Here is a 23,931-nt window from a genome sequence, read left to right as displayed (position 1 = left end):
GCCCCATCGGAGCAATGACGATCGCTGACCGGAGACGGCGCGAGCGCGCTGACATCTCAGCTCAACGTCAGCGTGAGTCGCAGGCGAGGCGGACAGATAAGATATCTCGCCGAGCCGGTCGGCATTCCCGCCACACATATCGAGCGAGCGGTCGGTCGCTGACACTTGCGCTCACGGTCGTGCGCGATCGACGACAGTGGCACTCCTGTTCGCTGCCTGCGTTCACGCCAAGCGTGCGAGTTCATTCTGACGATGCCGGCTCCTGCGGACAAGTTCACGTCCGATCCGATCTCGACTGGATCGGCGTGAGAAGCCAAGGGTCGTGGCTGCTCGACCATTGGACACACACTCGCGTGCGAGTGAGCTTGCGCCGCCGAGCCCAGCGGGGCGCGCTTGAAGCCGGAGGACGAACGCTAGCCGGAAGTAATAGAGCCGGTGATTGAACGCCGCATCGGCGATGGCGATCCGAAGCGCACTGGCAGCAGTGAAGTCCAACAGGCTGAGCCGCTCCGGCTCATGCTCCTGGCCGTTGCGTCCATTCTATCGGCTTCGGGCCGGCGCTGCGAAGCCCGGCCCAAATCCGGCGGTCGCGGCGAGATCAGGAAGTCATGCAGCGCCACCGGTCCGGATGAGGTCGTCTTGACCGCCAGAAGGCGACCTTCGTCATTGTTTCCTTTCTTTGTCATTGTTCTCTTTCAAAGCGTCGCACGTTAAGGTAGCATCCAAGAATTAGAGCTACCGCAGAGGCCCGAGCACCGGATTTCGCGTCTCCCTGCGGTTCTTCGCGGGCACGCGGCCGGGTGCCGAGGTCAGTTTGACCGTCGACAACCGCGTTCGGGAATTTGAATCATGATCGAATTTTTACGCCAAGCGAGCGGCTTATACTTGGCCGAGTCGGCGGCAGATGCGAGAGTCGCGTTTCTATTCCAGGACGCAAACCGGACCGATCCGACCTTTGAGCTGACGGCGCAAAGCTGGGTTGACCCCAACCAGCTCGGCTACATCGCCTTCTTTGAGCCATCAGCCACGAGGGACTGGGACAGCTTCGCCGCAGGCGTGCGCTCCGCCTTCTCCAATAATGTCGGTACCCAGATTGGCTGGTTTCCGGAGCCGCTGAGCATCCAGCCTATCCTGGTGTCGGTCTCCGGCCAGGGCACGCCGACGCCGATGCTGTCGGCGGCGTTCTCGCTCGTCTTTCGCAACAGCGTGACTTTTCAGGTCACGCCCAACATCTTCAATCCCACCACGACCGTGCTTTTCGATGACCCGTCGAACAGCCTCCAGCTCGGCAACCCGCAGCAACTCTCGAACGTCTTCGCCATGGCTGTTACGCCGCCAGGCGGCGCGACCGTCACGTTCACCTCGCCGGCGCCTTATGCCGCGCTTGCGATGACGGGGCCCCTCGTTGGCTCCGCACAGGTGGCGTTTCAATTCACCACCGAGGACCTGACGCAGTTCGAAGCGGGGATGATGTATTTCAGTCCGCCGATCGACGGCGGGCAAGTTCGCGTCCTCAGCTATCCTGTGTTCCGTGCTGCGTCCGGTTCGAACAAGCCGTTCGATTTCAATGTCACGCTCACTGTGCTCGCCCCGCTCGATCCGGCGCGGACGTTCTTCCAGTTCACCGATCCGGTGATCGGCTGCAATTTCGTCACCGCCAACGGAAAATCCTTTGCCTTCAAGACCGTCGCCGGCAGTGACGATCTCGCAACGAGCAGGCTCGTGTTTGCCGGGCGTCCGATGCAATCGGCGACCGATGAGAGCTTCTATTATCTGACGCCGGCCGGGACGTTCGGTCTGACGCTCGACGGGGTCAGCGGCGGGCCGGATACGGTTCAGATGCTGTGCGGCATCACCGGCACGGAATTCCTGTCGGTCAATCTCGGCTCCGCGCCGGACAGCCTGGAATTTGTCTCCGACAAGCCGGCCTGGCGCATTCCGCCGGCTGCGGATTCGCAGACCAAGCCGGTCTATCTCGACGCCACCGCGACCACGTCCTACGGCCGCATCGTCAGCAAGGTCGGCGCTTATGTCTCGCAGCCCGAGCGGGCGCCGCTCTACAAGCAGGGCGGAAAGCAAGCGGCACGTCTGAATGGCGCCGCGCCGCAGTCCGGATTGAATGTCCACATCCTGGATTACTTCGCGGTCGATAGCTGGCTCGCCGATCAGGAGGCGCCGGCAACGCCGCTTGCCCCCTATGCCGGCATACCGTTCACCACCAATCCCAACATCGAGGTCAAAACCTACCTCGACATGGAGTCGAACGCGCTCAATCCGAAGCGCGCCGATTCCTACGTTGCCGCACCGCCGCCGAAGACGGCGCGGCTTCAGACGATGGCCGACGCCGAGCCGCAGAAGGCGATGACGCCGCAGGGCATGATCGCCGAACTGTCGGGGCAGCCTCCGGTCTGGAATGCGCTCGAGATGGCGATCAGTGATGCCGGCGTGTTGCGCATCGCCGACATGGGGCCTTCGATCCGCAAGGCCGTGCAGCAGAACCAGATCTTCACCGTCATCAGCACCCCGCCGAGCACGCCCGATCCGCTCGATTCCTCCGTGCCGCTGTTCAGCTTCGCGGACAGCAGCCTGCAGATCGGCGACTGGACCTTCGATCTGTCGTCGGGCGGGCTCAGCGGGCCCGACGGAACGCCGCCCATCTTCATCCTGAAATTCTATCCCGATCAGTCGATCCAGGATCTGGTCGACGATACGCGATTGTGGTCGGCGCCGGATACTTTCAATACGTCCACCAGCGCGGACAAGGTGCAGGCCTATCTCCAGCAGGTGATCGAGGATGCCAAAGCGGCCGTGTTTCCGAACGGCGGTGACGTCCCCGATACGGACTCGATCTACTGGAACTTCTATCAGACGGTGATCGACCCGGCCTTCAACGGCATCCTCTGCGTCAACTGCAATATGGAGCTCAGCAAGCTGCCGACGGCGATCAAGGCGGTGCTCGGCGGCATGAAGGATCCGGGCATTGCCGGCTTCCGCGTCCACCATGCCGGCATTGCCATCAACAATACCAGTCCCGACGCCGACGTCCCGACATTGGCGCGCAGCGCGATGTTCGCGCTGGTCGACTATGAGAAGGCCGGCGATACGCCGCCGCCGGGGCTGGACATCGACTATGGCTTCGAGGTCGCGTTCCTGCGGGCGCTGTTCACCAATTCGGAGCTGCGCGACTTTTCCTGTCAGATCAACCTCACCATCAACAACCTGTTCGACACCGGGGTCAAGCAACAGGATGCGACAACGGCGGGCGCGGTTGGCGGCGGCGACGACGCCGGCAACACCATTGTCATCACCGGGTCCTACCAGGCGAATGCGACGGGCGGCGACAACGACTCGTCGGGCGCGGGCGTCTACTCGTTCGTTGCCGAGGGCGACTTCGTCTACAATTTCACCGACAAGGACGGCAATCCGAACAACAAATATCTCAAGCAGATCACGCTGACGAAGCTGCAGTTCTCGTTCGGCCAGGAGACCGCGGGCAAATCCCCGCCGGATGGCACAACCAGCAGCATCAAGTCGCATTTCGGGATCTGGGGCAATCTCGAGTTCAACGAGCTCAAGGTGCTCGACCTCTTTTCCTTCGAGAAGCTCGAGTTCTCCGACCTCGGCATCGACGTCGCCTTCGACCTCACCGTCTACGACACCAAACCGCCAAAGCAGCCGTCGACGGACAATCTCGCGCTCGCCTTCGCGCCCGGCAATTTGCGGCTCGATCTCGGCACGACCGAGCAACGCGAGGGCTCCAACAGCCTCACCAAGCTGATCCCGTTCAAGCTCAAATCGTTCCTCTATTCGCAGCATGCCGATGAGACCATCGAGAGCCTCAACTTCTATTCGCTCGGCTCGGTGGCCGGCCTCGCGGAAAACGGCATCACGCTGCAGGATACGTTCAATTACGCGCTCATCTTCGATCTCGACCTTGGTTCCATGGGCGGACTGGTCGGATCGCTGTCGGCGTTCAAATTCAGCGTCCTGATCGGCTGGTCGAGCGGCCAGAACGGCGGCGTCGCGGTCGGCGTGCAGCTGCCGCAGGTCGACGGCAAGCTCGAGATCAAGATCCAGGGTGTGATTACGATCTCGATCCAGCAGTTCAATCTCGAATATGCGACGACGAGCGAGCCCAAGATGCTCGTGCTCGGCATGAACGAGTGCTACGTCGAGATCTTCGGCACGCGGATTCCGCCGAAGGGCACGATCAGCTTCGGTCTCTTTGCGCCGACCGAGGGCGCCGACCAGATCGGCTGGATCGCCGCCTACAAGCTCGGCGAGGATGGCGGCGGCGGCGAACCGGAAGGTGGTGGAGGAGACACCGGCAAGGCGATCGCAGCGCGCAAGACGGTGCTGCCGCCGGCACGCGGCCTGACGAAGAGCGGCAAAGACGACGGCAATGGCGACGAGGGCGGCGTTTTCGAGCTGATCTATCTCGGCCTCGGCCAGCGCGTCGGCCCGGATCCGGCGACGCCACCGACCAGCTACGACGAATTTCTCGATTTCATGATGAACACCTTCTGGGCCAACCTGAAGGACAAGGATTACGGCTCGATCTATCACCCGGACGGCAGGTGGATCGCCGTCACCAATTTCAAACTGCTCAAGATCATCGAGCTCGGCCTCGTCTTCTACGACGTCACGCCGTTCTATGCGCTGCAGGTCAAGATCACCGGCGGCGTCGGCGCAGGCTTCGTCTTCGAGATCACCTACACCAAGATTTCCGACACGATCGGCCTGTTTCACACCACGCTGGGCCTGCCGACCTATCTGCGCACCTTCAACGTCGGCGCCGCGTCGGTGACGCTGCCGACCATCACGGTCGACGTCTATACCAACGGCAACTGGAAGGTCGATCTCGGCTTCCCCGACGGCGACAATTGGAGCCCGTGCTTCCAGGTCCAGGCGCAGGCCGGCCCGGTGCCGGTCACCGGCTCGGGCGGCTTCTACATCGCCTATCTCAGCTCGGCCACCAACCCGGATGTCTTCAAGGGCACCTACGCCACGATCGAAGGATTCGGATTCGCCGCCCGTCTCGGGGTCGGCAAGGATTTCACCGCCGGTCCGCTGAAGGCCGGCGTCAGCGTGACCTTCTTCGGCATCGTCCAGGGTGCGGCAGGCTACGTCACCAGCGGCGGCACCGACATCATGCGCACGCCGGATGCGTTGTCGCTGCAAGGCCAGTTCGGCATCATCGGCGAGCTCTACGGCTCGATCGACTTCGTCATCATCAAGGCGAGCGTCAATGTCCGCCTGCAGGCCAGTATCGGCCTGGTCCTCACTTACGAACACGCCGTGGCGGGCGCCGACGGGACGATCCTTCTCTATATCGAAGCGAGCGTCAGCGTCAGCGTCAGCGTGAAGATCAACCTGTTCTTGTTCTCGGTCACCATCAGCTTCAGCTTCAATGCGTCGTTCCGCTTCGATTGGTACCTGGTCGGCAAGCCGAATGATGCGAAAGCCGCGCTGCTGGCCAATGTCGTGTCCGCGCGAAGGCTGCTCGAGGCGCCGGCGGTGGGCCTGTTGCCCGGACTGAATGCCACGCTGCCGCTGCTCTATCTGCCGGAGCTGACCGTGATATTCCCGGACGCCACCCATGACGGCGTGCCGTGGGCCGTGGTGTCACTCGGTGTCGAGTATGAGACGGCGCCCAAGCCGCAGCCGACATATGCCGACTTCAAGCCGTTCGAGGCGACGGCAACGCAGCTTGCGACGTTTGCCCTGATGCATGCGTTGAATCTGCCGAGCTACGACGCCGAGGTCTGGCTCGAAAGCGATCCCGACACGGGCCGGGTGGGAATGCGCGATATCGACAGCCTGCCGGAATTGCTCACCGGCTGGCTCGACTATCCGACGATCCTGGCGCAGCTCGCCAATTTCAAGGGCACCGTGGCGCTGCCGACCCAGGACACGCATGCCACCGTGTTCCCGATGCCGCCGTTCCTCAACATCTCCACCAGCGGTCGCACCCTCGATGGGAAGCCGGCCGACTTCTCCTATCAGTTCGAATCGAAGAACGTGGTCGCGCTGACTTACCTGCGGGACGTGGACGATTATTTCAATCAGCTGTTCGTCAACCAGACACAGAACGCGCCGACGGCGCGCATGTTGATGGAAGCGACTGCGCCGCTGAGCCAGGAGATTTTCCTCGACTTCTTCAAGGGGCTGATCCGTGGCGCCGTGCACCAGCTCTTGGTCACGATGCAGAACCAGAATCTGGAGAAGGCCAAGCTCACCGACCTGTTCTGTGCCATTGCGAGCGCGCCATCAACGACGGCGCAGTCGCTCTACCAGCAACTCGCCGGTCAGATGTCGAGCGCATTGCGCGGCGGCCTGCGGCTGCCCTTCACGCCGGGCATGACGGTGCCCGGCGGCGCGCCGGATCCCGCCACCAACCCGCTGTTTGCGGTGCTGTGGCAGCAGTTCCCGGTGGGCGGCTTCGCCAAGGACAATACCTACGGGATCAAACTGACCAATCCCGACATGAAGCAGACCTGGCTGGTCGCCGACGTCCCGTTCGATTTGACCAGCACATGGGTCGATCCCTACACCAAGCTGACCGAGGGGTCGGTGGCCAAGCCCGGCCAGCCGACGCCGATCGATCTGACCTCGACCGGTCCGCAGGCCTTCGCCTTCGACAGCGCCATTGTATGGACGCCGCCGGCGGGCAATGCGCTCAGCCTGCGCACTTTCCCATCTGCCCTCATGCGCCTGCAGGCGGCGCAGGGATCCAATGGCATCCCGGTGCTGGTCAAGTCGCGTGCGGCCGACGGCGCCTATCTGCCCGACGGCACACCGCTGCCCGCAGCCGATGTCGCCCTCGCGACGGCCATCAATCTGACGGTCAAACAGATTGCCGGCGAGACGCAGGGCAGCGTGCTGGCGGACATCTTCGGCCTGTCGGGGGCGAGCCAGTCGGACGAGGCGCTGCTCGGCGAGATCCTTGCGGCCCTGCGCGCCGGCGAGCGGCCGATTGCGTCGCTGCAGATCCTCTACCAGACGGCCGCGAATGCGCCCGGACTCGTCTCCGCCACGGTTGATCCCACCGCCGTCTTCGTGCTTCGCACCAACACCACCTCGGTGTCGCAGCCCCCGCCGGGGCTGAGGGCGATGGCGACGCCTTTGCCGGTCGGTGTCGCCGTCGGTGCGACCTCGGCGGTCACCGACGATGGCGGTTACAGCTTCGTCCAGATCGTGCAGCAGGCGACCGTCACCAACGCCAGCGGCTACTATCTGCGCTATCTCGATGCCAGTGCTCATTCGCTGCCGACGGCGCTGTTCGTCAAGGGCGTCGGGCAGGTGACGCTGTTGGTCAGCTACACAGCATCGACGGGCGCCAATGTCGAGGCATCGCCGCTCGTCGTTGAGCCCTATCACAATGCGGTCGTGCTCGCGAATACCCAGAGCAGTCTGGTTTATTACGCCGAAACCGACGATCCGGCATTGGAGACGCGCTACGTCAAGGTCGCTGCCGGCACCTTCGGGGTCTCGCTCGCGCGCTCCGACGATACGATGCGGCTGAAGGCCACGCCGGAATTCGCTGCCAGGGCGCAGCGTGTATCCACTCAGGGCCCGACGCGCGACGAAGCCATCAAGCTGCTGCGCGCCGCGGGCCTGGCCGACGACGAACTGCACGGCGCGCTCATGGCGATGGCGGCGGCCCCGGCCGCGCTCAACGCGCTCTACGCGTTGGTGACCTACCGGGTGCAGGCGAGCGCCGGTTTCATCGCCAGCAATCTGTCGGCGCCCCTGCAGCCGCAGCGGCCGGCGGAGGGCGATCCGAACAGCGACTATCGCGTGTTCGCGCCACTCTACAACGTCGCCAAGGCCAATGTCGGCGTCGCGAATCCCGATCGCTACGCCAGCATCGACGATCCGTTCACGCTGTCCTTCTTCACCAACGACGCTTTCGGCAATCAGCTGCCGACGCCGAGCAGCTTCTCCGCCACCAATCTCTATTTCGATCCGATTGTTCCGGTCGACCAGTGGATGGGCGTGGTTCCGAGCTTCGATTTCGGGGGCGGTCTCGCGAAGCCGAACACGATCATCATCCGCCTGACCCCGAGCGAGTCGACGTTCGACGGCATGTCGGATGTGCAGAAGCAAGCCGCGCTGGTCAGCTTCCAGACCATCGCGACTCAGCTCAGCGGGCCGGGTGTCTCGTTCTACGTCGAGACCAGCCTGGCGCTGCAGGCGGATGGCGTCAGCCTGGTGCAGTTCCCGGTCGGCAGTTCCGACTCCAGCAACGTGATCGGGATGATCGACGGCATCGTCGACTGGCTCGCGGGGACGAGCCAGGATTTCCCAGGGCCGGTGACGATCGCGATGGCGGTCACCGGACCCGGCACGCTGCCGCCCTTGTTCGCGATCACGGTGCTGTTCGGGATCCTGCGCGACCCGAATCTGATCTCGCCGTATCTGAAGGACCAGTTCGGCACCATCATCTATCCTTCGGCGCAGAACGTTGCCTCGACCCTGGTCGCCAACACTGGTGGCGCCAACAACATGTCGGCTTTCGCTGCCGATTTCGTCGCGGCCTTCCCGGCACAGAAGCTTGCCGTCGGCCTGAATGGCACGCAGAGTGCGCCGCCGCAGCATCTGTCGAGCACGGCGAAGGCGCGCCGCGCGCTCAAATCGCTCGGGCTGGCCCGCGACGGTTCGGGCGGCGCGCGCGTCGGCGTGCAGTCGATCTGGGCCGCGGCCGCCTCGCTGCTCGACATTTCGATCGGCGTCGGTGCCCACGCGGGGCCACGGTTCCTGTCGCCGAAACCGCTCGACAACGCGCTCGACAGCGGCATGGTGCCGTTGCCGACGATGCCGGCGCAATTGCCGCAACTGCCGGCGCAGCGGCAGTTCGTCAATATCGACCTCGACCAGATCAACCGGACGTTCTTCCAGACAGTGGACGACGTGCTGGGGCCGGCCAGCGCCGCCAAGGCGTTCGAGGAGGCGCGCACTGCCTATGACACGATCGCGCGCGGGCGCGAGTCGTTGGCCCAGAAATATTCGACATATGAGGTCGAATGGCTGTTCAGTGCGCAATCGCCGTTCACCGGGACGGCGGACCAGCGCACGGTCGCAGCCACCGCGTTCGAGCAGCAGATGCGCGCCGCGCTGATGACGGCCTATTCGGTGGACACGATCGGGCAATTCGACGTCACCTGGAATCAATCGGTGTCGCCAGCGGCGGACGGCTCTATCGAGCTGTTCGGACCGGTCGAGGCGATGCTCGGCGGCAGCTACGCCTGGAGCGGCGTCACGCTGACCTGCAGCACCGGCAGCCCGGATCTGCTGGCGACCGGCGACCGCGTGTTCATGTCATTCACGGCTACGTCGGGCAGTGCGCCCCCGAACGCGGTCTACACCGTGACGGGCGTCGACGGCTCGAAATTCACCGTCGTCGTGCCCAACGGTTCGGGCAGCGGCAGTTACGTCGGCACGCGACAGAATGCGGGGCTATCGACCGCGCATGTGGCCGTCAGCAGCCAGGGGTCGAGCTCGCTCACGTTCCTTTACGGCGATCCTGATGTGGTCGCGCGCGCGACGGTGCCGTTCGACCTGCACTTCAACGTCACCAACCTCCAATACTTCCTTGCACCGCCGGGCGCACCAGGCGAGGCGCGGCCGTCGCTCTGGCTGCAGCTGATCGATCCTTATCCGCACGGTGTTCCACATATCGGGCCGGCCAACACGGTGACGACCATTCCGGTCGTCTTCCGCCAGTATCCGACGCCGCCGACCCTGGTCAGCCAGGGCTGGGCCGACTACACGCCGACGCCGCCCTCCGGCAATCCGATCGCCGACGGCGCCAATTGGAGCTATCTCTACACCTATCAGGCGTTCCTGGTGGCGCAGGACCAGATCAACAGTACGATCACCTACAACACGAATCTCAGTGCGACCTCGGAGCGGGCGTCGCGGCTGAAGGCGCTGGCGGTGGGCGACGGCCCCTTCGATCTGTTCACGGCGCTGGCTCGCGCCTCGGCGGTCATCGGCGTGGTCCGGCCGATCCTGCAGAACCTCGCCGATCCGAACTGGGCGCTGGCGGTTGCGAGTTTCGCCCAGAGCGTCGACGAGGTGAGGAACAATACGAACTGGAACCCCCCGCATACCTTTGGCAAAGCGTCGGGGCTGGCCAACGTCACCGATACCTACGTGATCACGGACAAGCGCGATGATGACCGCAGCACCCAGGAGATCACACTTGCATGGCCGCTGGATCAGGGCGAATCCAGCTTCGCCAATGCGACGCTGTCGTTGACTGCGCTCGATCCGGCCAAGAACCTCGCGCCGTATCCGAACCAGACACTGGATCGCAAGCCGGATCATCTGACGATTACCGTGCAGGACGCGCCGGTCGGCGCCCTCGGCGTGGCTCATTTGATCGAGGTCGACGCGCTCAACGTGCTTGCCGCGGAGAATGCGCTCTCCTCCGTTCAGGTCGAGCGCAACCTCATCACGCTCACTGCCCCGGACAACACGACATGGCAGACCGTGTCGGAATTCGTCTACATGACCCCAGAGGTGCGGCCGAGCCAGCCGGTTACGCCGTTCATCGAGCACGCCAAGCCGGTCGATGTCACCGCGCTGCCGAACCAGGGATCGGGCGCGGGCTGCCCACAGGAGCCGTCGAGTCTGTGCCAGCGCATCTACACGATCATGGCGAACCTGCTGGCTGATCCGGTCCAGGCAGCGTCGCTGGTCGACGCGCATCTCAGGTCGGATGTGACCAGCGGCACCACGCGGCGTGTCAAGATCGGCTGCTCATTCCGGTTCGCCGTGCCTTCGGCGACCGGGGCGGCCTATGACGCCACGTCGATTGCGCCGCTGGTGCCGATCGTGCTCGCCCGCTCGTTCGATATCGATGGCCAGGACCGGAGCCAACTCGGCGACTTCTCGGTGCTGTTCGCCAAAGCCATCGCCACCTGGGCCGGCAACAACGACATCATCTTTGGAGCTGACGCGACACCGGCCGGCGCGATGTTGGTGTTCGACGTCACGCTCTATGCGGCGCTGAGCAGCGCTGACACGCCGGTGCTGCAGTTCAGTAACCTGCAGCTCAAGCTTTCCGATGTCAGCCCAGTGTAGTGCGGTGGGGACGCGTCAGAAAGGAGGCGGCAGGGAATGAAGTGAGACGACCAAGTCGATCGACCGTACTTCCAAAGCCAGAAAATATTGAGAGGAACTCATGTCAGCCAAACACGCATTTTCCATTCTCGGCGCTCCGAAAACGACAGCCAGCTGGGACGGGTCGCCGACGACGATCAGTCCACCGGATGGACTTTCAATGGCGCAGACCACCAATGGGTCGATGGTGCTCGCCTATCAGAATACGTCGTCCATGAACAACGCCGGCAAGCTGGCGCTGACCTCAGGCGGATCCGCGCCGACGTTCCTGCCGGTTCCCGCACTTCTCGTGCAGCCGACCATCTACGTCCACAACTGGGGCGCAAACAATCTCAACGTGACCAACATCAGCGTGGCTGCGGCGACGCCGATCTGGGTGGAGGCGTTCGGACCTGGTCTGCCTGGGCAGAAGCCGGTTGCGCTGCCGATCGGCTCCGCGATCACGCTCAAGCCAGTGGCGGTCGCGCAAGGCACCAGCAACCCGAACTGGATGCAGCTGATCTTCACGTCCAACACCGCCAACCTGACGCTGGTTTCCGTGATCGGCGGCCCGGCCGATTCGTCCGGCAACAATGCCTATGTCGTCGCGCTGAACTCGCCGTCGGGCAATACCGGGCCGGGCACCGGAACACCCGCGCCGCAGGGCTATTACGCGACCGCCGCCGGCAACAGCTACTCGCTCGAGTTCAATTGGGGCTCGTCGGTGGTCTATGTTGCCAACATGTCGCCGTCCACGGCGGCGCCGGTGAGCGTACAGATGATCTCGCTCTGATCGCTTCGAAGCGAAGCAGCGTGCTGGTGGCGGTGATCACCGCTGCCAGCACGCGGTCGATACCAGCAAGCGGTCGATTTCTGCAACAAGGATGTGCGCCGATGATCACTGGCTATGCGCTGGCCAACGCAGCCTGGACCGGCTCGCCCGTTCTACTGCAGCAATACCAGGGGGTCACCATGCCGGTGACCCCGAATGGTTCGATGGTGCTCGGCTATTTCAATCGCGCGACACAGAATAATGCGGGCGTCCTGACCATCACGTCCGGCGGGTCGCAGCCCCGGCGCCTGGACGTTCCCGCGCTGGCGAGCTACTTCAGCGTGCTGACCCAGAACTGGCAAGGCAACAATCTCAATATCAGCAATGTCAGCCCGAATTCGGCGACGCCGATCTATGTCGAGGCCTTTGGTCCGGGTATCCCCGGCGTCGTTCCGCGGAAGCTGCTGGTTGGAACGCCGCTTCAGCTCGCCGTGACAGAGGCGGCGCAGGGCACGACGCTACCGAGCTATATGCAGCTTGGCTTCACGGCCAGCTCTGCCACTCTGGAAACACTGGCGATCGTGGGCGGTCCGTTGGACACCAGCGGCAACAACGCCTATGTGATCGCCTTGAACGCGCCGTCGACGTCTGGGGCCGGTACAAATGTGGCTGCGCCGCCCGGCTATTACGCGACCACGACGGCCAACAGCTACACTTTCCCGTTCAACTGGGGCGCTGCGGTGGTATTTGTGGCGAACCTGTCGTCGATGACGTCGTCTCCGGTCATGGTCCAATTGACGTCCCTTTAGAACCTGTCCGGGCGCTATTGGCGATTGCGGACGGCTTCTCTTGTCGTGTCTATGGTGACAATGCCGCCGATTCTTCCGCCGACACGTCGTTCGGGCGCGCTGGGGAATCCCCAGACCACGACCGTGTGGAAAGGGGAGCCGGTGATTCTCGCTGTCAATGATGGCGTGACCATGCCCCAGACACCGAACGGATCGATGATCCTCGGCTTCCAGAACACCTCCCCCGAGAACAATGCCGGAAAACTCGCGTTGACGAGTGGCGCGGGCGCGCCGGAATTCTTCGTTGCGCCGGCGCTCAGCCTTCAGCCGCAGATCCTCACCCGCAACTGGCAGGCGAACAATCTGAATGTGACCAACATCAGCGCCAACTCGAACACACCGATATGGGTCGAGGCCTTCAGTCCCGGCATCGGGCCGGCGTCGACGCCGCTTCCCATTGGGCAGCCCGTTCCCGTGAGCCAGAAGGAAACATTACAGGGTGTGACGAACCCGAACTGGATGCAGCTGTCGTTCCGCTTCAATTCGTCGAAGCTTGCTGTCTTCGGCATCATCGGAGGACCCCAGGACGCGTCGGGAAACAATGCCTACGTCGTCGCGCTGAATTCGCCTGCCGGGGACACCGAAAAGGGCACGGGCAACGCGCCACCTCCCGGGTATTACGCCACGGCCGGCGGCAATGCCTATTCCCTCGAGTTCAATTGGGGTAGCACGGTTGTTTTCGTTGCCTATTTCGGCAGCGCCAACGTTATCACGAAGATGACCGTCGTCGAAGCGCCAATGGTTACTCTTCTATCGCTCTGATGACGTTGCTCCAATCCTGTCCGGCACCGGTGATGAGGTTGCCGAACTCCTCCTCGGACTCAGACCACATCGTCACGTGAAGTTGTGAACATGCCGGCCAAAGACTGCGTTCGCCCGGGATACAAGCCGCGTGCTTGCCGCGCAAGCGCCTGCCCGACGCAGCCGCGCGCTGGCCGACGAGATGGGTTGCGCGCAAGCCGAATATGCGGCTGCGCACGAGCGCATCAGGACGATTGGGACAAAAGCCGCCCGATGAGCTGAACAATGGTCTGTTCCAACTCGTCCGGAGATCTGATGGTGACGCCTTGCTTGTAGTAGCGCTCGACAGGGTGGCCGATGCCGATCGCTGCGAGCTGAATGTCGCCGGCCTCCTCGATTTCGCTGGTGACGCTACGCAAATGGTGGCTCAGATAGCCATCACCGTTCTCGATCAGTGTGGAATCATCGACCGGCGCTCCGTCGGACAGCACGATCAGATATTTCCACCGTTCCTTGCGCTGGCGCAGACGCGATGCCGCCCATGCGATGGCTTCGCCATCAATGTTTTCCTTGACAAGATCCTTCCGCAGCATGGCTGCGCAGTGTTGCGTTCCCAGCGTCTCACCGGCACTGCAATAGACGATGTGCAAAAGATCGTTCAAGCGCCCAGGATAAGGGGGCTGACCGTCACGCAGCCATTTTTCCCGGCTCTGGCCGCCCTTCCAGCGCGTGGTCGTGAAGCCGAGCACTTCCAGCTTTGCTCCGAGGCTCTCCAGCAGGTCGGACGCGACCAGCGCAGCCCGGGCAGCAAAGAGCATGGGTCGTCCGCGCATCGATCCGGAATGATCGATCAGCAACGACACGATCGCATCGTCGGCGTCGGTTTGCGGCGGGATCGGGGCCGTACGCTCTGCTCTTGCAGCGAGCTCCGTTTCGAGGTCGTACAGCTGTTGCGGGGCAGCCTCGGTAAAGCGCTCGGAGTAGCCGTGGTCAGGATCCGGGAGCGCCGCCAGGAACGCATCCAAATCGTTGGCGTTGATCTCCACGTCGAACTCCCGGGTGTAGACCCGATAAGGTCGATCGCGGTCGAACCGGACCGGGCGACGACGCGCTTTCCGAAGCGATGGCAGAAAGCTCAATGCCATCAACGCAATGAGCATTGTCAGAAAAACGTTGCGCCAAAACAAGCCCAGCTCCAGTGATTGCGATCAAACCAGTCGTCATCGGTCCTCGCGCGCGATCGCCAGCAAGCGCGGCGCCTGCGCGCGGATGGCATCAGTGACCTCGCGGTCGAGCCTGTCGCGCCAGCGCGCAGGGATCGCATCGAGCCCGTAGGTGGCGCCCGCGAGCATGCCGGCGAGCGCGCCGGTGGTGTCGGCGTCGCCGCCCTGGTTGACGGTCCGCACGAGACATTCTGCGAATGAGGCCGTCGCGAGGTAATGATGCAGCACCGTCTGCATGGTGTCGACGATGAACGCCGAGCTCTGGCCGGGATAGGGCGCGAAGCGGAACGCCTTGTGCCTGCCGACGAGAGCCTCGGCCTCGCTGTGCACGGCGTCCTTGCCGGTCCCCTGCAGCAGGCCGTGCGTCATGCGCACCAGCGCGAGGCAGGCGTCGTCGGACAACGGATGATGATGGGTAGCGCGGGCCTGCGCCAGCGTCCATGTCTCCGCTCTGTCGGGCGCACCGAGTGTCGCCAGCGCCACAGGAAGCACGCGCATCGCGGCGCCGTTGCCGGCGTCCCCTTCTGCGTACGCGCCTTCGACCGTGCGATGCATGACGTAGCGGCGAATGCCGCGCCGGCAGGTGTTGCCGACATCGGCCGGACCGGTCTTCAGCCAGGCCGCGAACTCCTCGCAGACGTCGCGGGCATCGAAGCCGCCACTGCGGATGAGCGAGCGCCCCAATGCCAGCGACATCTCGGTGTCGTCGGTCACCTCGCCCGGTGCGAGCTTCAGCCAGCCGCCGCCGACGATCTCACGATGCACGCCATATTGCGCGGCGATCTCGACGGTCGTCATGAACTCGACGGTGGCGCCGAGCGCATCGCCGATCGCAAGGCCCAGATAGGCCGCGAGCGCGCGCTCCTCGACATCGGGCGCGGTCATGCTGCTGCTTTCTCACACATAGTCCACGCTCACCCGGTATTCGCCTCCGATCACCAGATATTCACCCTCGCCCTTCAGCGCGTGGGAGGACAGCAGGCTGTTGAAGAACAGGATCTTGCTGACGGGAATGCGTGCGGTGAGGATGGTGTCGCCGAAGCAGCCGGCGGTGTCGCGGTCGGACGAGAACGAGACGAGGTTGTTGAGCCGGATCACCGCCTCGCGCCGCGCCGTCCGGTCCACGATCCAATGCTCGTCGAATGCGTTGACGCCGCGGTAGAGCGTCAGATGCGTCTCGCCGGGACAGACGAAGCGGCGGATGGCCCATTGGCAGAACTCGAACAAGAGATCAAGCTGCACCCAGATCGCGTTGTTGTGGAAGCGGCTCGACATCTTTTCTTCGACATAGGTCGTCCAGGCCCGGCTCGCCACGTGCTCGATGATCTCCTTGTGGAAGGAGGGGCAGAGACCGAACCGGCTCTCCACCCAGCCCTTCAGCACGGCGCCTTCCGGGCCGTTGCTGTCGAAGCTCCAGCCCTGGATCAGCCGCAGGAACGACGAGCGGAAGCGCCGCTGGCCCGCCGACGCCGCGGCGTGCTGCTCCGGATCGAGGCCGAACATCGCCATCATGTAGGAGGAGAACGCCTCGCCGGCCTCGGCGAGGTCGTCCGCCTGCGCCAGCATCGTGAACAGGCTGGGGTTCATCTCGACGACGCCCCAGATGTGCAGCGGAACGGCGGCGTCGTTGAAGGCGCAGCTCGCCAGCCACTCCGAGGGCCGTCCCACCAGGTTGGTCGAATGCCCGATGCCGCGCCGCGGGCGCTGTCCTGCGTCATTCATGACGTGCATGATGCCGCGTTGCGCTTCGGCGGGAAAGGCTTCGCTGCCACGATCGTCGACGAGGGAGTTCACGATGGCCGTGGTCAGCTGCAGCCGCCGCATCCGCCGCCACCACCGCCCCCGCCGCAGCCACCCCCGCCGCCGTCGCCGCTGCTGCCGAGCGCTTTCGAGGTTGCCAGCACCGAAGCATAGGCGGTGCCGGACAGCACCACCGCGCCGGACAGCGCCACCGCCAGCAGCAATTCATGCTCGCGCGGAGCACGGCCCGCGCGCGTGTGCGACGCCTGGTAGTTGCGCAGGGCGTCGTTGCCGGCGCGCGTCCGCGTCGGCGGCTTTGCGAGAATGTAGGCTGCAAAGCAGGTCGCTGCGAGCAGGATGAGCAGGAATCCGACCGGATGATGCCGCTCGGAGCCGACCACGGCCTTGATGGCCCCGAACAGCAGGAGGGCGCCGACGAAAGGCAGCACCGAGCTGCGGAAGGCGGTCATCTGGGCGTTGCTCGGATAGTAGCCGATCGCCGTCAAGCGGTCCCGGATGCGAGCGACCAGCGGCCCCAGCGCTTTCTGGAATTCCGGCCGCGTCATCTCGGGGTGCAGCCCGAGACGCGGTGGTCTGTCGATCAGGGTGGCCAGGGCCGCCTGATCGGTCACGGTGATTCTGTGATCGCGAGGCGTGAACGTCGCGGCGTTCTTCGATGCGAGGCCGAGCAGAACGGCGTCGCCCAGACGAGGCTCGCCGCCGGCCAGATACGCCAGCTCCAGCTCGCGCAAGGGATGGATGGTCGATGCGGCAGGACCGATGGTCCGCCGCGTTCGAAAGCCCAGCCAGAAGATCAGGGCTGCGCTCGCAACATACAGCAGCAGGAACGGGCCGGCAGTCCAGTCGAATGGATTGAGCGGCAAGGGATCATCTCCTGAACAGACGGCGCAGCCATGCGCTGGGCCGCGGCATGATGAGGCAATGGTTGCGGTCGGTGACGTGATAGCGCGGGCCGGCGAAGCGCACATGTGTCGCGGGCCACAGATCGGCGCTCGGCGGCCCGAAGAAGCGTTCGTGTAGCGCCAGGGTCTCGGCATATTGGCGGCGGTAGACCATCTGCGCCTCCGGACCGCCCGGGGTGGGATCGTGATGCAGCGGCGCCTGCAGCCGCTCGCCACACCAGACCGTCCAATAGTCGCGCGAATAGATCAGGTGCTGATGCCAGACCTCGTCGACCGCCTCGCTCGGCGTGACCGGCGTCGGCGAGACCATGGCGAGAAAGCAGAAGCGGCGGTAGGCCTCGATGGCGGCGCGGGTCTCGTCGAGATTCCAGCCATGGTCGCGGGCCAGCCGCTGTGTGAAGTTGAGTGGCGTGTCGGGCTCGAAATCATGCGCGGCGATGCGCCGCCACAGCTCTTCGCGTGCGGGGGTCCAGCCGGGCTCGTTGGCCTCGACATCGATCTTCACCCGCGCGCGCTGCACCGAAAGCTCCCGGAGATCGTGCACGGCCCCTTATAGCATAGTACCGCGCCGGTTCCACTGGGCTGATGGCTCCCCCGGACGCGGCCGTCATGGGTCTCGTGGCCCAGGTTTGTGCCATTTTGCGCCATGTCTCGCCCGAGACGGATGGACCAGTGTCAGCAGGGCGGACGCTCGCGTGCAGGCGCTTTCACGCATGGCGCAGTCGTTCAATATTCGTGACCGGAATAGTCATCGTCCCAATTGTCACGCCAGCCGGGCGGCGAATTGTCGTCCTCCCAGTGGGAGTCGAGCCAGCGCGGCAGTTCGTCGTAGAATGGACGATCGCGATAGTAGTCGTGCCAATAGCTGTCGATGTGGGAGGTGAGGATCGGCATCTCCACGCGCGGCGCATAAGCCGGAACATAGACGCGACGGGTCTCATATTCGAATTGAATGTGCGCGCCTGACGCCCAGCCGCGAAGTCCCGAGGCGCTGATGTCGCACCAGGTGTAGCCCGCGAGACAGCCGTGGATCGTCAGCGATGTGCCGGCTCCGAGGAGGCCGACGGCCGCGAATCGCACGTTCGGTCCGGACCGAACGTTCAAGTTGACGCCGGAATAGCCCGCGACTTCAGCCGCCGCGGCCTTTTCGGCAAGGCCGATGAAAATCAGCAGTGCCGCGACGTGAAAGAGGCGCTTGGTTCTCATGGGATGACTCCTTGTCCATCGTGCGCTCGTCCCGCCACTGCCAAGCCGGAAGAGAAGACCGCTTGCATCGGCCCCAGGGTTGCTGCCGACTGTCGTGGCAGGCCTGGGCAAATCAGCATGGTCTTCGTTCGAATTTTCCCGGATCTCCATGGGAGAGACGGCCGGCCGTTTGCGCTTCGATCGTTACCGGAAGCCGACGCGCACGGGCTCCGGCTCACAGCGACTCGCTTTGATGACCACCGTCAAACGGACCACGATCCGCGCGCATCGGCCTGATGACGTAATGCTGTTGTAAGGCGAGGTCGCCACCTTGTGCGTGTCCTTACGATCGAAGTCGTGTCATTCGCCCTATCGACCGCGTGAACCGGGAGCGATCGCTCGCCGGATCTCGATGCGGCCTCGCCCGGCAGGACAATGGAGTGCCGTCGCAGACAGGAAGCTGAACCTGAGATCGGCTCCGCCCACTGCGGCATACTCCATCTCGCGCTGGCGCGCCGCATGGCTTCGAACGTCGTGAGCATCCAGTGAGCAGGCCGTTCGGATCGTGACCCCAGTCCCACATGCCCGAACGGCCTGCGTTGGCGCGCTGGCCGGAGCGATCGGGGGCAGCCCCCGTATGGCGGCGAGCGCTCCGGGCCCATGTCTGATTCCGAACCCGCATCGACAACACGATCTACACGGTCGGTCTCGTTATTAGCTATCGCTTAGTAACAGGTGCGGCCGCGGCGAGACCTCATGATCCCGACACTCCGTCGCGTCGGCAGGCCCGTCGTAATGATGCGGTAAGCTGCGCGGCTCAGTTTCGCGGCTGGAGTCGCCTCGGGCGATCGGTCAAGGAGAACAGAATGAAGCAGATTTGTGCGCTTCTCGTCGTGGCATTGGCGACGGCAAGCACGACGGCGACGCCGGCCAGCGCCGGTGGCAATCGCGGCGCGGCTGTCGCGGCCGGCGTGGTCGGGGGACTGGCGATCGGTGCCCTGCTGGGGTCTGCGGCGGCCGCCCGGGCCCCTACCTACGTGTACAGCTATGACGATTATCCGCCGCCTCGGGTCGTCTATCGCCGTCGCTACGTCGACGACTACGATGCCGGATATGACCACGGCTATGGCTATGGCCATGGCTATGTGTCCGGCTACAGCGATGGCTATTCGGACGGTGCCTGGGAAGGCTATTGAAAGCCGACAGCATGGACCGCGTGAAAAGGCCCCGCAGCAGCGGGGTCTTGCCGTCTTCGCCATCGCCGGCCGCTGTTGATCTCCCGGCCGAGAGGTTTCATCTGCTGCTGCTGCCCGGTTGGTTTCGCGGCGGACCAGACAAGCAGCCGATCGTGATCAAGCTGGCGGCGTCGTCGATCGCATGGATCTGACGGAATGTTGGCCGAAGCGCATTGCACCAACCTCACCGTTCTCGAAAGCTCTTCGTGACACTCGACAGCATCGCACGAACCCTTGTGGCCGCCGCGGTCCTCGGGGTCACGACCGGCTGCGGACCGCTCGACAGTCCGTCGCTGTCGGCTCCGCCGCCTTTGCCGGCGGACGACCCGACGCCCCAGCCGGAGCCGTCTCAGCCGCCCTCACCGATGGCTCCCACGCTTGTGCATCATCCAAGGCGACTGGTGCGAAGTGAAGCGCAGGGCGCCGTCAAGCCGCGTGCGGCGGAGATCGGCGACATCGTGACGGTCGTGGTCAGCTTGGCCGATGAAGCGCGCGCGTCCGATAGAACTGTGCAGACGGAGAGCGACGGCACCACAGATCGGGTCGCAGCCAAGGGCGAGCCTTCCGCTGCCGAGCAATTGCGGCGAGGGTCGCCGCCGAGTGCGAGCGGCGACAAGACAACGGCGCCCCGGCGGGACGCAGTGAGGATGAGCGTTGCCGCCGTGGTCACGAAGGTCTTGCTGAACGGCAGTCTGGCCGTCGAAGGACGGCGTGCGATGCGGATCGATGGCGAGATCGTCGACCTGGCAGTCGCCGGCGTCATCCGCTCCGACGACATTTGCGTCGATCACACGATCGACGCCGTGACGATGAAGCAGGCGCGCATCTCCTACCGCAGGCGCGGGACTGCCGATGGCAGGCAACAGCCGGGCGATGCGCGGAATTAGGCCTGCCGCGCCATCCGTGGCGCACGCGCGCGCACGATGCCTCGCGCACAATGAGTTCAGGGATTCGTAGCGCTCTCGCAGATCGGCCGCGATCGGCGCAGCCTGCCGCCCGGCGCTCCGCAGCAACCCGACGGTGGCGCCAAGCGCGTCGGGACGGCAGCATCGCTGAAGGCCCGGCTCGCCAGCCAGTCGGAAGGCCGCCCGACGAGCCTGGTCGAATGCCCAATGCCGCGCCGCGGGCGCTGTCCTGCGTCGTTCATGACGCGCATGATGAGCTTTCGTGCGGCGGGGAATTCCCACGAACCTCTCATTTGGCGCCGGAGTTCACCAAGCGTAACGCACGACGCCCTTGCCGGCGTAGGAGCGCGTGACGTTCGAGAACTCGCCCTCGAAGGTCGCAGCCGCCGACCAGCCATTGGTCCATTTCATCTCGGCGGAGGCGGTGGTGAGCGCCGAATCGCTGGCCTGCGCCGCGCCGTTGACGACGAAGCTCGCCGCCGGCAAAGCCTGGAAAGTCGCGGCGACGGCACGGTTCGGGTTGAAGTCATGCGCCCAGGCCACGCGGCCGCGCAAGGTCAGCACGGCGTCCTGCATGGCGAACGACTTGTCACTGCGCAGGCCGAGCTCGGTGCGCGTGTCGGTCGACGTCCTCGCTGCATAGGCCAGCGCGAAGGCGCCGCCGCCCGCGACGGCGTGCTCCGTATAGGCCGGCAGATCGAAGGCGGTCACCTGGGCCGCCGCGTACGGCGTGAGGCCGATGCCGCCGATCCACGGTGCGACGAAGCGGGTGCCGCCCTCGATGCGGCCGGAATAGGCGTTGGCGTTGAACGCGGCGCTCAGATGATCGGTGCCGGCGATGGTGACGATGCGGTCGGTCGTGACGTTCTGCCACCCATAGGCGAGGGCAGCCGAGACGTAGGCCGGGCCTTGCACGTGGCGCAGATAGGCGCCGGCCTGGAACAGGTCGGAGCGACCCCATCCCTGTCCGGTGACGCTGAAGTTGGTGCCGCCGCCGGCCAGCGCAAAGCCAGCCTGCGTGTTCGGCGAGATCAGATAGTCGGCGCCGACGGCGGTCCCGTAGAGGCTGCTCGCCGTGTTGGTCGAGCCGGCTACGGCATTGCCGTCCGTCGTCTGCGAACCGCCGAAGCCGGCGGCCCACACGCTCCAGCGCGAAGCGAATGCTGCGGCCGGCGCCTTGGTGACCATCGCGAAGGCATCGCTGCGCCGGCGCGCGGCATAGGCGCTGGCGCGATCGTCCTCCTCGGCATAGCCCGTCGTGCCGCCCGGAGAACTCGTCGCGCTGCGCTGCGCCGGATCGGTCAACAGGCCCATGAACTGCCCCATCGCGCCGAACGTCGTCTGCTGCGTCGACGCGCCGAGCTGGCCGGAGGCCTGCGTGAGGCCGGACGGCGTCAGTGACGCATAGACCGCGGGAATGCCGCCGCCGGCGTTGAAGGCATGGGTCAGGGCATTGCCGACGGCGCCCTGATTGCCGCTCAGACCGGCAAGGCCGCTATAGCCCAGTGCGACGTTCAGATAGACGTTGTTGGCGTCATAGCTGAGCGACCGCGTCAGCGTGGTCGAGTTTGCAGCGACGGTCGACGCGAAACTGCCGGAGACGCCGCCGGTCGCGGTGAGGATGGTGTAGGATTTCGCGACGTAGTCGCCCGGCGCGAAGGCGACGTTCACGGTCGCGCCGCCGAGCGTCACGGTGCCGCTGACATTGGTCGTGGACGCGGCCGTGGGTGAGACCTGCACCAGGTAGATCGCTCCCGACTGGAAGGCGAGATTGCCGGAGACGTTGAGCGAGGTGCCGGCGACGCCGCTGCCGGGCGCCAGGATGCCGCCGCTCGCGACCGTCGTCCGGCCGACCGTGCCGATGCCGCTCAGGGTGCCGCTCGCGTTCACGGTCGTGCTGGCGGCGGAAGCAAGATTGCCGTCGATCCGCAGATTGCCGCCGTTGACGTTGACGTCGCCGCTGTACGTGCTGGTGCCGGTCAGGGTCCAGGCCGAGTTGTCGATCTTGTTGAAGGTGGAGAAGGCGCGGTACTGCGCGGTGTAACCGAGCTGTGAGATATCGAACGTCGCGGTGCCGCTGCCACCGAGCTGCAAAATATTGTTCGGGCTTCCCGCCACATTGCCGTTGATCACCGAGCCCGGCAGCAGAGTCAACGTATTGGTGGCACCGGTCAGGCTGACGACACCGTTGATGGTGCCGGCATTGACGATCGAGGAGCCGGTGATTGCGATGCTGAAGATCCCGCCGCTGATGGTGCCGGTGTTGTAGACCAGCGAGCCATTGTCGACGGAAACACCCACCGAGCCGCCGCTGATGGTGCCCGCATTGTAGATCGCCTGGGTGCCGTGGCCGCCGGCGATTCCGCCGTTGGTCCCGGTGATGAGGCCGCCGGCATTGTTGGTGATGATGCCGGAGCCGAACGGACTGATGATGGCGGACGACCCGGAGATGGTGCCGGAATTGACGATGACGAAGGCCGTGAAGCCATCGATGCCGTTGTTGTGTCCCGTGATCGTGGCGCCGGCCGCATTGACGATGGCCAGATTGAAGCCCTGAATGCCTTCGAAGGTCGTGCCGGTGATCGTTCCGGAATTGAAGATGCTGCCGTCGTGCAGGTTGAGGCCGGCATTCACGCCGCTGACCGTGGCTCCGGTCGCGACGTTGACGGTGACCGCCGTCTCGACGCCGGTGCCGTAGCCATAAGTGCTGCCGCTCGTCCCGGGCGCGCCCGCGCCCTGGTTGGTCGTGGTGCCGGAGCAGGTCGCGGTCACGCTGTCGGCGGCGGCCGGCGTGCAGTCGGCGCTGGCTGCTCCGGTCCCCAGCGCCAGGACCGCAAGTCCGAGGGCAAGCGCCGAGACGCTGCTCTCATAGCGAAACCGGCTGCAACGCGTGCCCACTTCACGCAACGTTTCGATGCCCTGTCCGACCTGCAATTTCATCCCCATCCGGCTTACGCAACGATCACGACAAAATGTATCATCTGAAGCATGGCGTGCGTTTGTGGAAACGTCGAGCAACAACGAAACATGTATGAGATGTTGCCGCGTTGCTACACAGGTTGTATTCGGGCGCGTCACCCGTAACGGTCGTGCGCCGCGCGGTGTTGCGTCATCGGGCAAATCTGGATTCGTCGAGCGGGGCATTCGCGCCCCCGCGCCGATGTCAGCACGTTCTGAGTGGATCGGCGGGATCGATGCGGAGCGCGCGGCCCGAAGCTCCGGCGCAGCACTCGGTGTCCTGTTGCGTTCG

At 64.6% G+C, this 23,931-nt stretch carries 14 protein-coding genes; 7 read left to right on the top strand and 7 right to left on the bottom strand.

The window, feature by feature from the left end; translation table 11 throughout:
- Positions 1–849: 849 nt before the first annotated feature.
- The 4 genes from LQG66_RS20705 (at position 850) to LQG66_RS20690 (ending at position 13,491) form a co-directional block, all read left to right on the top strand.
- Positions 850–11,091 (top strand): hypothetical protein, encoded by a 10,242-nt coding sequence (locus LQG66_RS20705; RefSeq protein ID WP_231317532.1) that lies wholly within the window; start codon positions 850–852, stop codon positions 11,089–11,091.
- Between the two features lie 100 nt (positions 11,092–11,191).
- Positions 11,192–11,902, top strand: coding sequence for a hypothetical protein (locus LQG66_RS20700; RefSeq protein ID WP_231317531.1), 711 nt, complete (start codon positions 11,192–11,194; stop codon positions 11,900–11,902).
- 101 nt (positions 11,903–12,003) lie between these two features.
- Positions 12,004–12,690 (top strand): hypothetical protein, encoded by a 687-nt coding sequence (locus LQG66_RS20695; protein WP_231317530.1) that lies wholly within the window; start codon positions 12,004–12,006, stop codon positions 12,688–12,690.
- 60 nt (positions 12,691–12,750) lie between these two features.
- Positions 12,751–13,491: a hypothetical protein gene (locus LQG66_RS20690; protein ID WP_231317529.1), complete on the top strand. Its 741-nt coding sequence runs from the start codon at positions 12,751–12,753 to the stop codon at positions 13,489–13,491.
- 224 nt (positions 13,492–13,715) lie between these two features.
- Here LQG66_RS20690 and LQG66_RS20685 read toward each other — a convergent pair whose 3' ends face one another.
- The 6 genes from LQG66_RS20685 to LQG66_RS20660 form a co-directional block, all read right to left on the bottom strand.
- Positions 13,716–14,657 (bottom strand): cobaltochelatase CobT-related protein, encoded by a 942-nt coding sequence (locus LQG66_RS20685; protein WP_231317528.1) that lies wholly within the window; start codon positions 14,655–14,657, stop codon positions 13,716–13,718.
- A 33-nt stretch (positions 14,658–14,690) separates the two neighbouring features.
- Positions 14,691–15,578 carry an ADP-ribosyl-[dinitrogen reductase] hydrolase gene (draG, locus tag LQG66_RS20680; protein ID WP_231317527.1) on the bottom strand — a complete coding sequence of 296 codons (888 nt, stop codon included), beginning with the start codon at positions 15,576–15,578 and terminating at the stop codon, positions 14,691–14,693.
- A gap of 12 nt (positions 15,579–15,590) precedes the next feature.
- Positions 15,591–16,415, bottom strand: coding sequence for an NAD(+)--dinitrogen-reductase ADP-D-ribosyltransferase (locus LQG66_RS20675; RefSeq protein WP_231327874.1), 825 nt, complete (start codon positions 16,413–16,415; stop codon positions 15,591–15,593).
- Between the two features lie 83 nt (positions 16,416–16,498).
- Positions 16,499–17,317, bottom strand: coding sequence for a TIGR04222 domain-containing membrane protein (locus tag LQG66_RS20670; protein WP_231317526.1), 819 nt, complete (start codon positions 17,315–17,317; stop codon positions 16,499–16,501).
- A 4-nt stretch (positions 17,318–17,321) separates the two neighbouring features.
- Positions 17,322–17,876: a glycine-rich domain-containing protein gene (locus tag LQG66_RS20665; protein WP_231317525.1), complete on the bottom strand. Its 555-nt coding sequence runs from the start codon at positions 17,874–17,876 to the stop codon at positions 17,322–17,324.
- Positions 17,877–18,082: 206 nt separating this feature from the next.
- Positions 18,083–18,562, bottom strand: coding sequence for an SH3 domain-containing protein (locus tag LQG66_RS20660; protein ID WP_231317524.1), 480 nt, complete (start codon positions 18,560–18,562; stop codon positions 18,083–18,085).
- Between the two features lie 845 nt (positions 18,563–19,407).
- Here LQG66_RS20660 and LQG66_RS20655 point away from each other — a divergent pair.
- The 3 genes from LQG66_RS20655 to LQG66_RS20645 all read left to right on the top strand — a co-directional run bounded on the left by LQG66_RS20655 (position 19,408) and on the right by LQG66_RS20645 (position 20,663).
- On the top strand, positions 19,408–19,737 hold the full coding sequence (locus tag LQG66_RS20655) for a hypothetical protein (RefSeq protein ID WP_231317523.1): 330 nt from the start codon (positions 19,408–19,410) through the stop codon (positions 19,735–19,737).
- Complete coding sequence (locus tag LQG66_RS20650) at positions 19,734–19,928, top strand: hypothetical protein (protein ID WP_231317522.1); 195 nt, start codon at positions 19,734–19,736, stop codon at positions 19,926–19,928. Before LQG66_RS20655 ends, LQG66_RS20650 begins: the two co-directional genes overlap by 4 nt.
- Before the next feature lie 213 nt (positions 19,929–20,141).
- A complete protein-coding gene (locus LQG66_RS20645) occupies positions 20,142–20,663 on the top strand; it encodes a flagellar basal body L-ring protein FlgH (RefSeq protein ID WP_231327873.1) in 522 nt (173 codons plus the stop codon).
- A gap of 324 nt (positions 20,664–20,987) precedes the next feature.
- Here LQG66_RS20645 and LQG66_RS20640 read toward each other — a convergent pair whose 3' ends face one another.
- A complete protein-coding gene (locus tag LQG66_RS20640; protein ID WP_231317521.1) occupies positions 20,988–23,621 on the bottom strand; it encodes an autotransporter outer membrane beta-barrel domain-containing protein in 2,634 nt (877 codons plus the stop codon).
- Positions 23,622–23,931 lie beyond the last annotated feature (310 nt).

It is taken from the genome of Bradyrhizobium ontarionense (assembly GCF_021088345.1).
GTDB classification, from domain to species: Bacteria; Pseudomonadota; Alphaproteobacteria; order Rhizobiales; family Xanthobacteraceae; genus Bradyrhizobium; species Bradyrhizobium ontarionense.
Note: the sequence above shows the minus strand (reverse complement) of the source record. Positions and strands in the feature narration are given on the sequence as shown.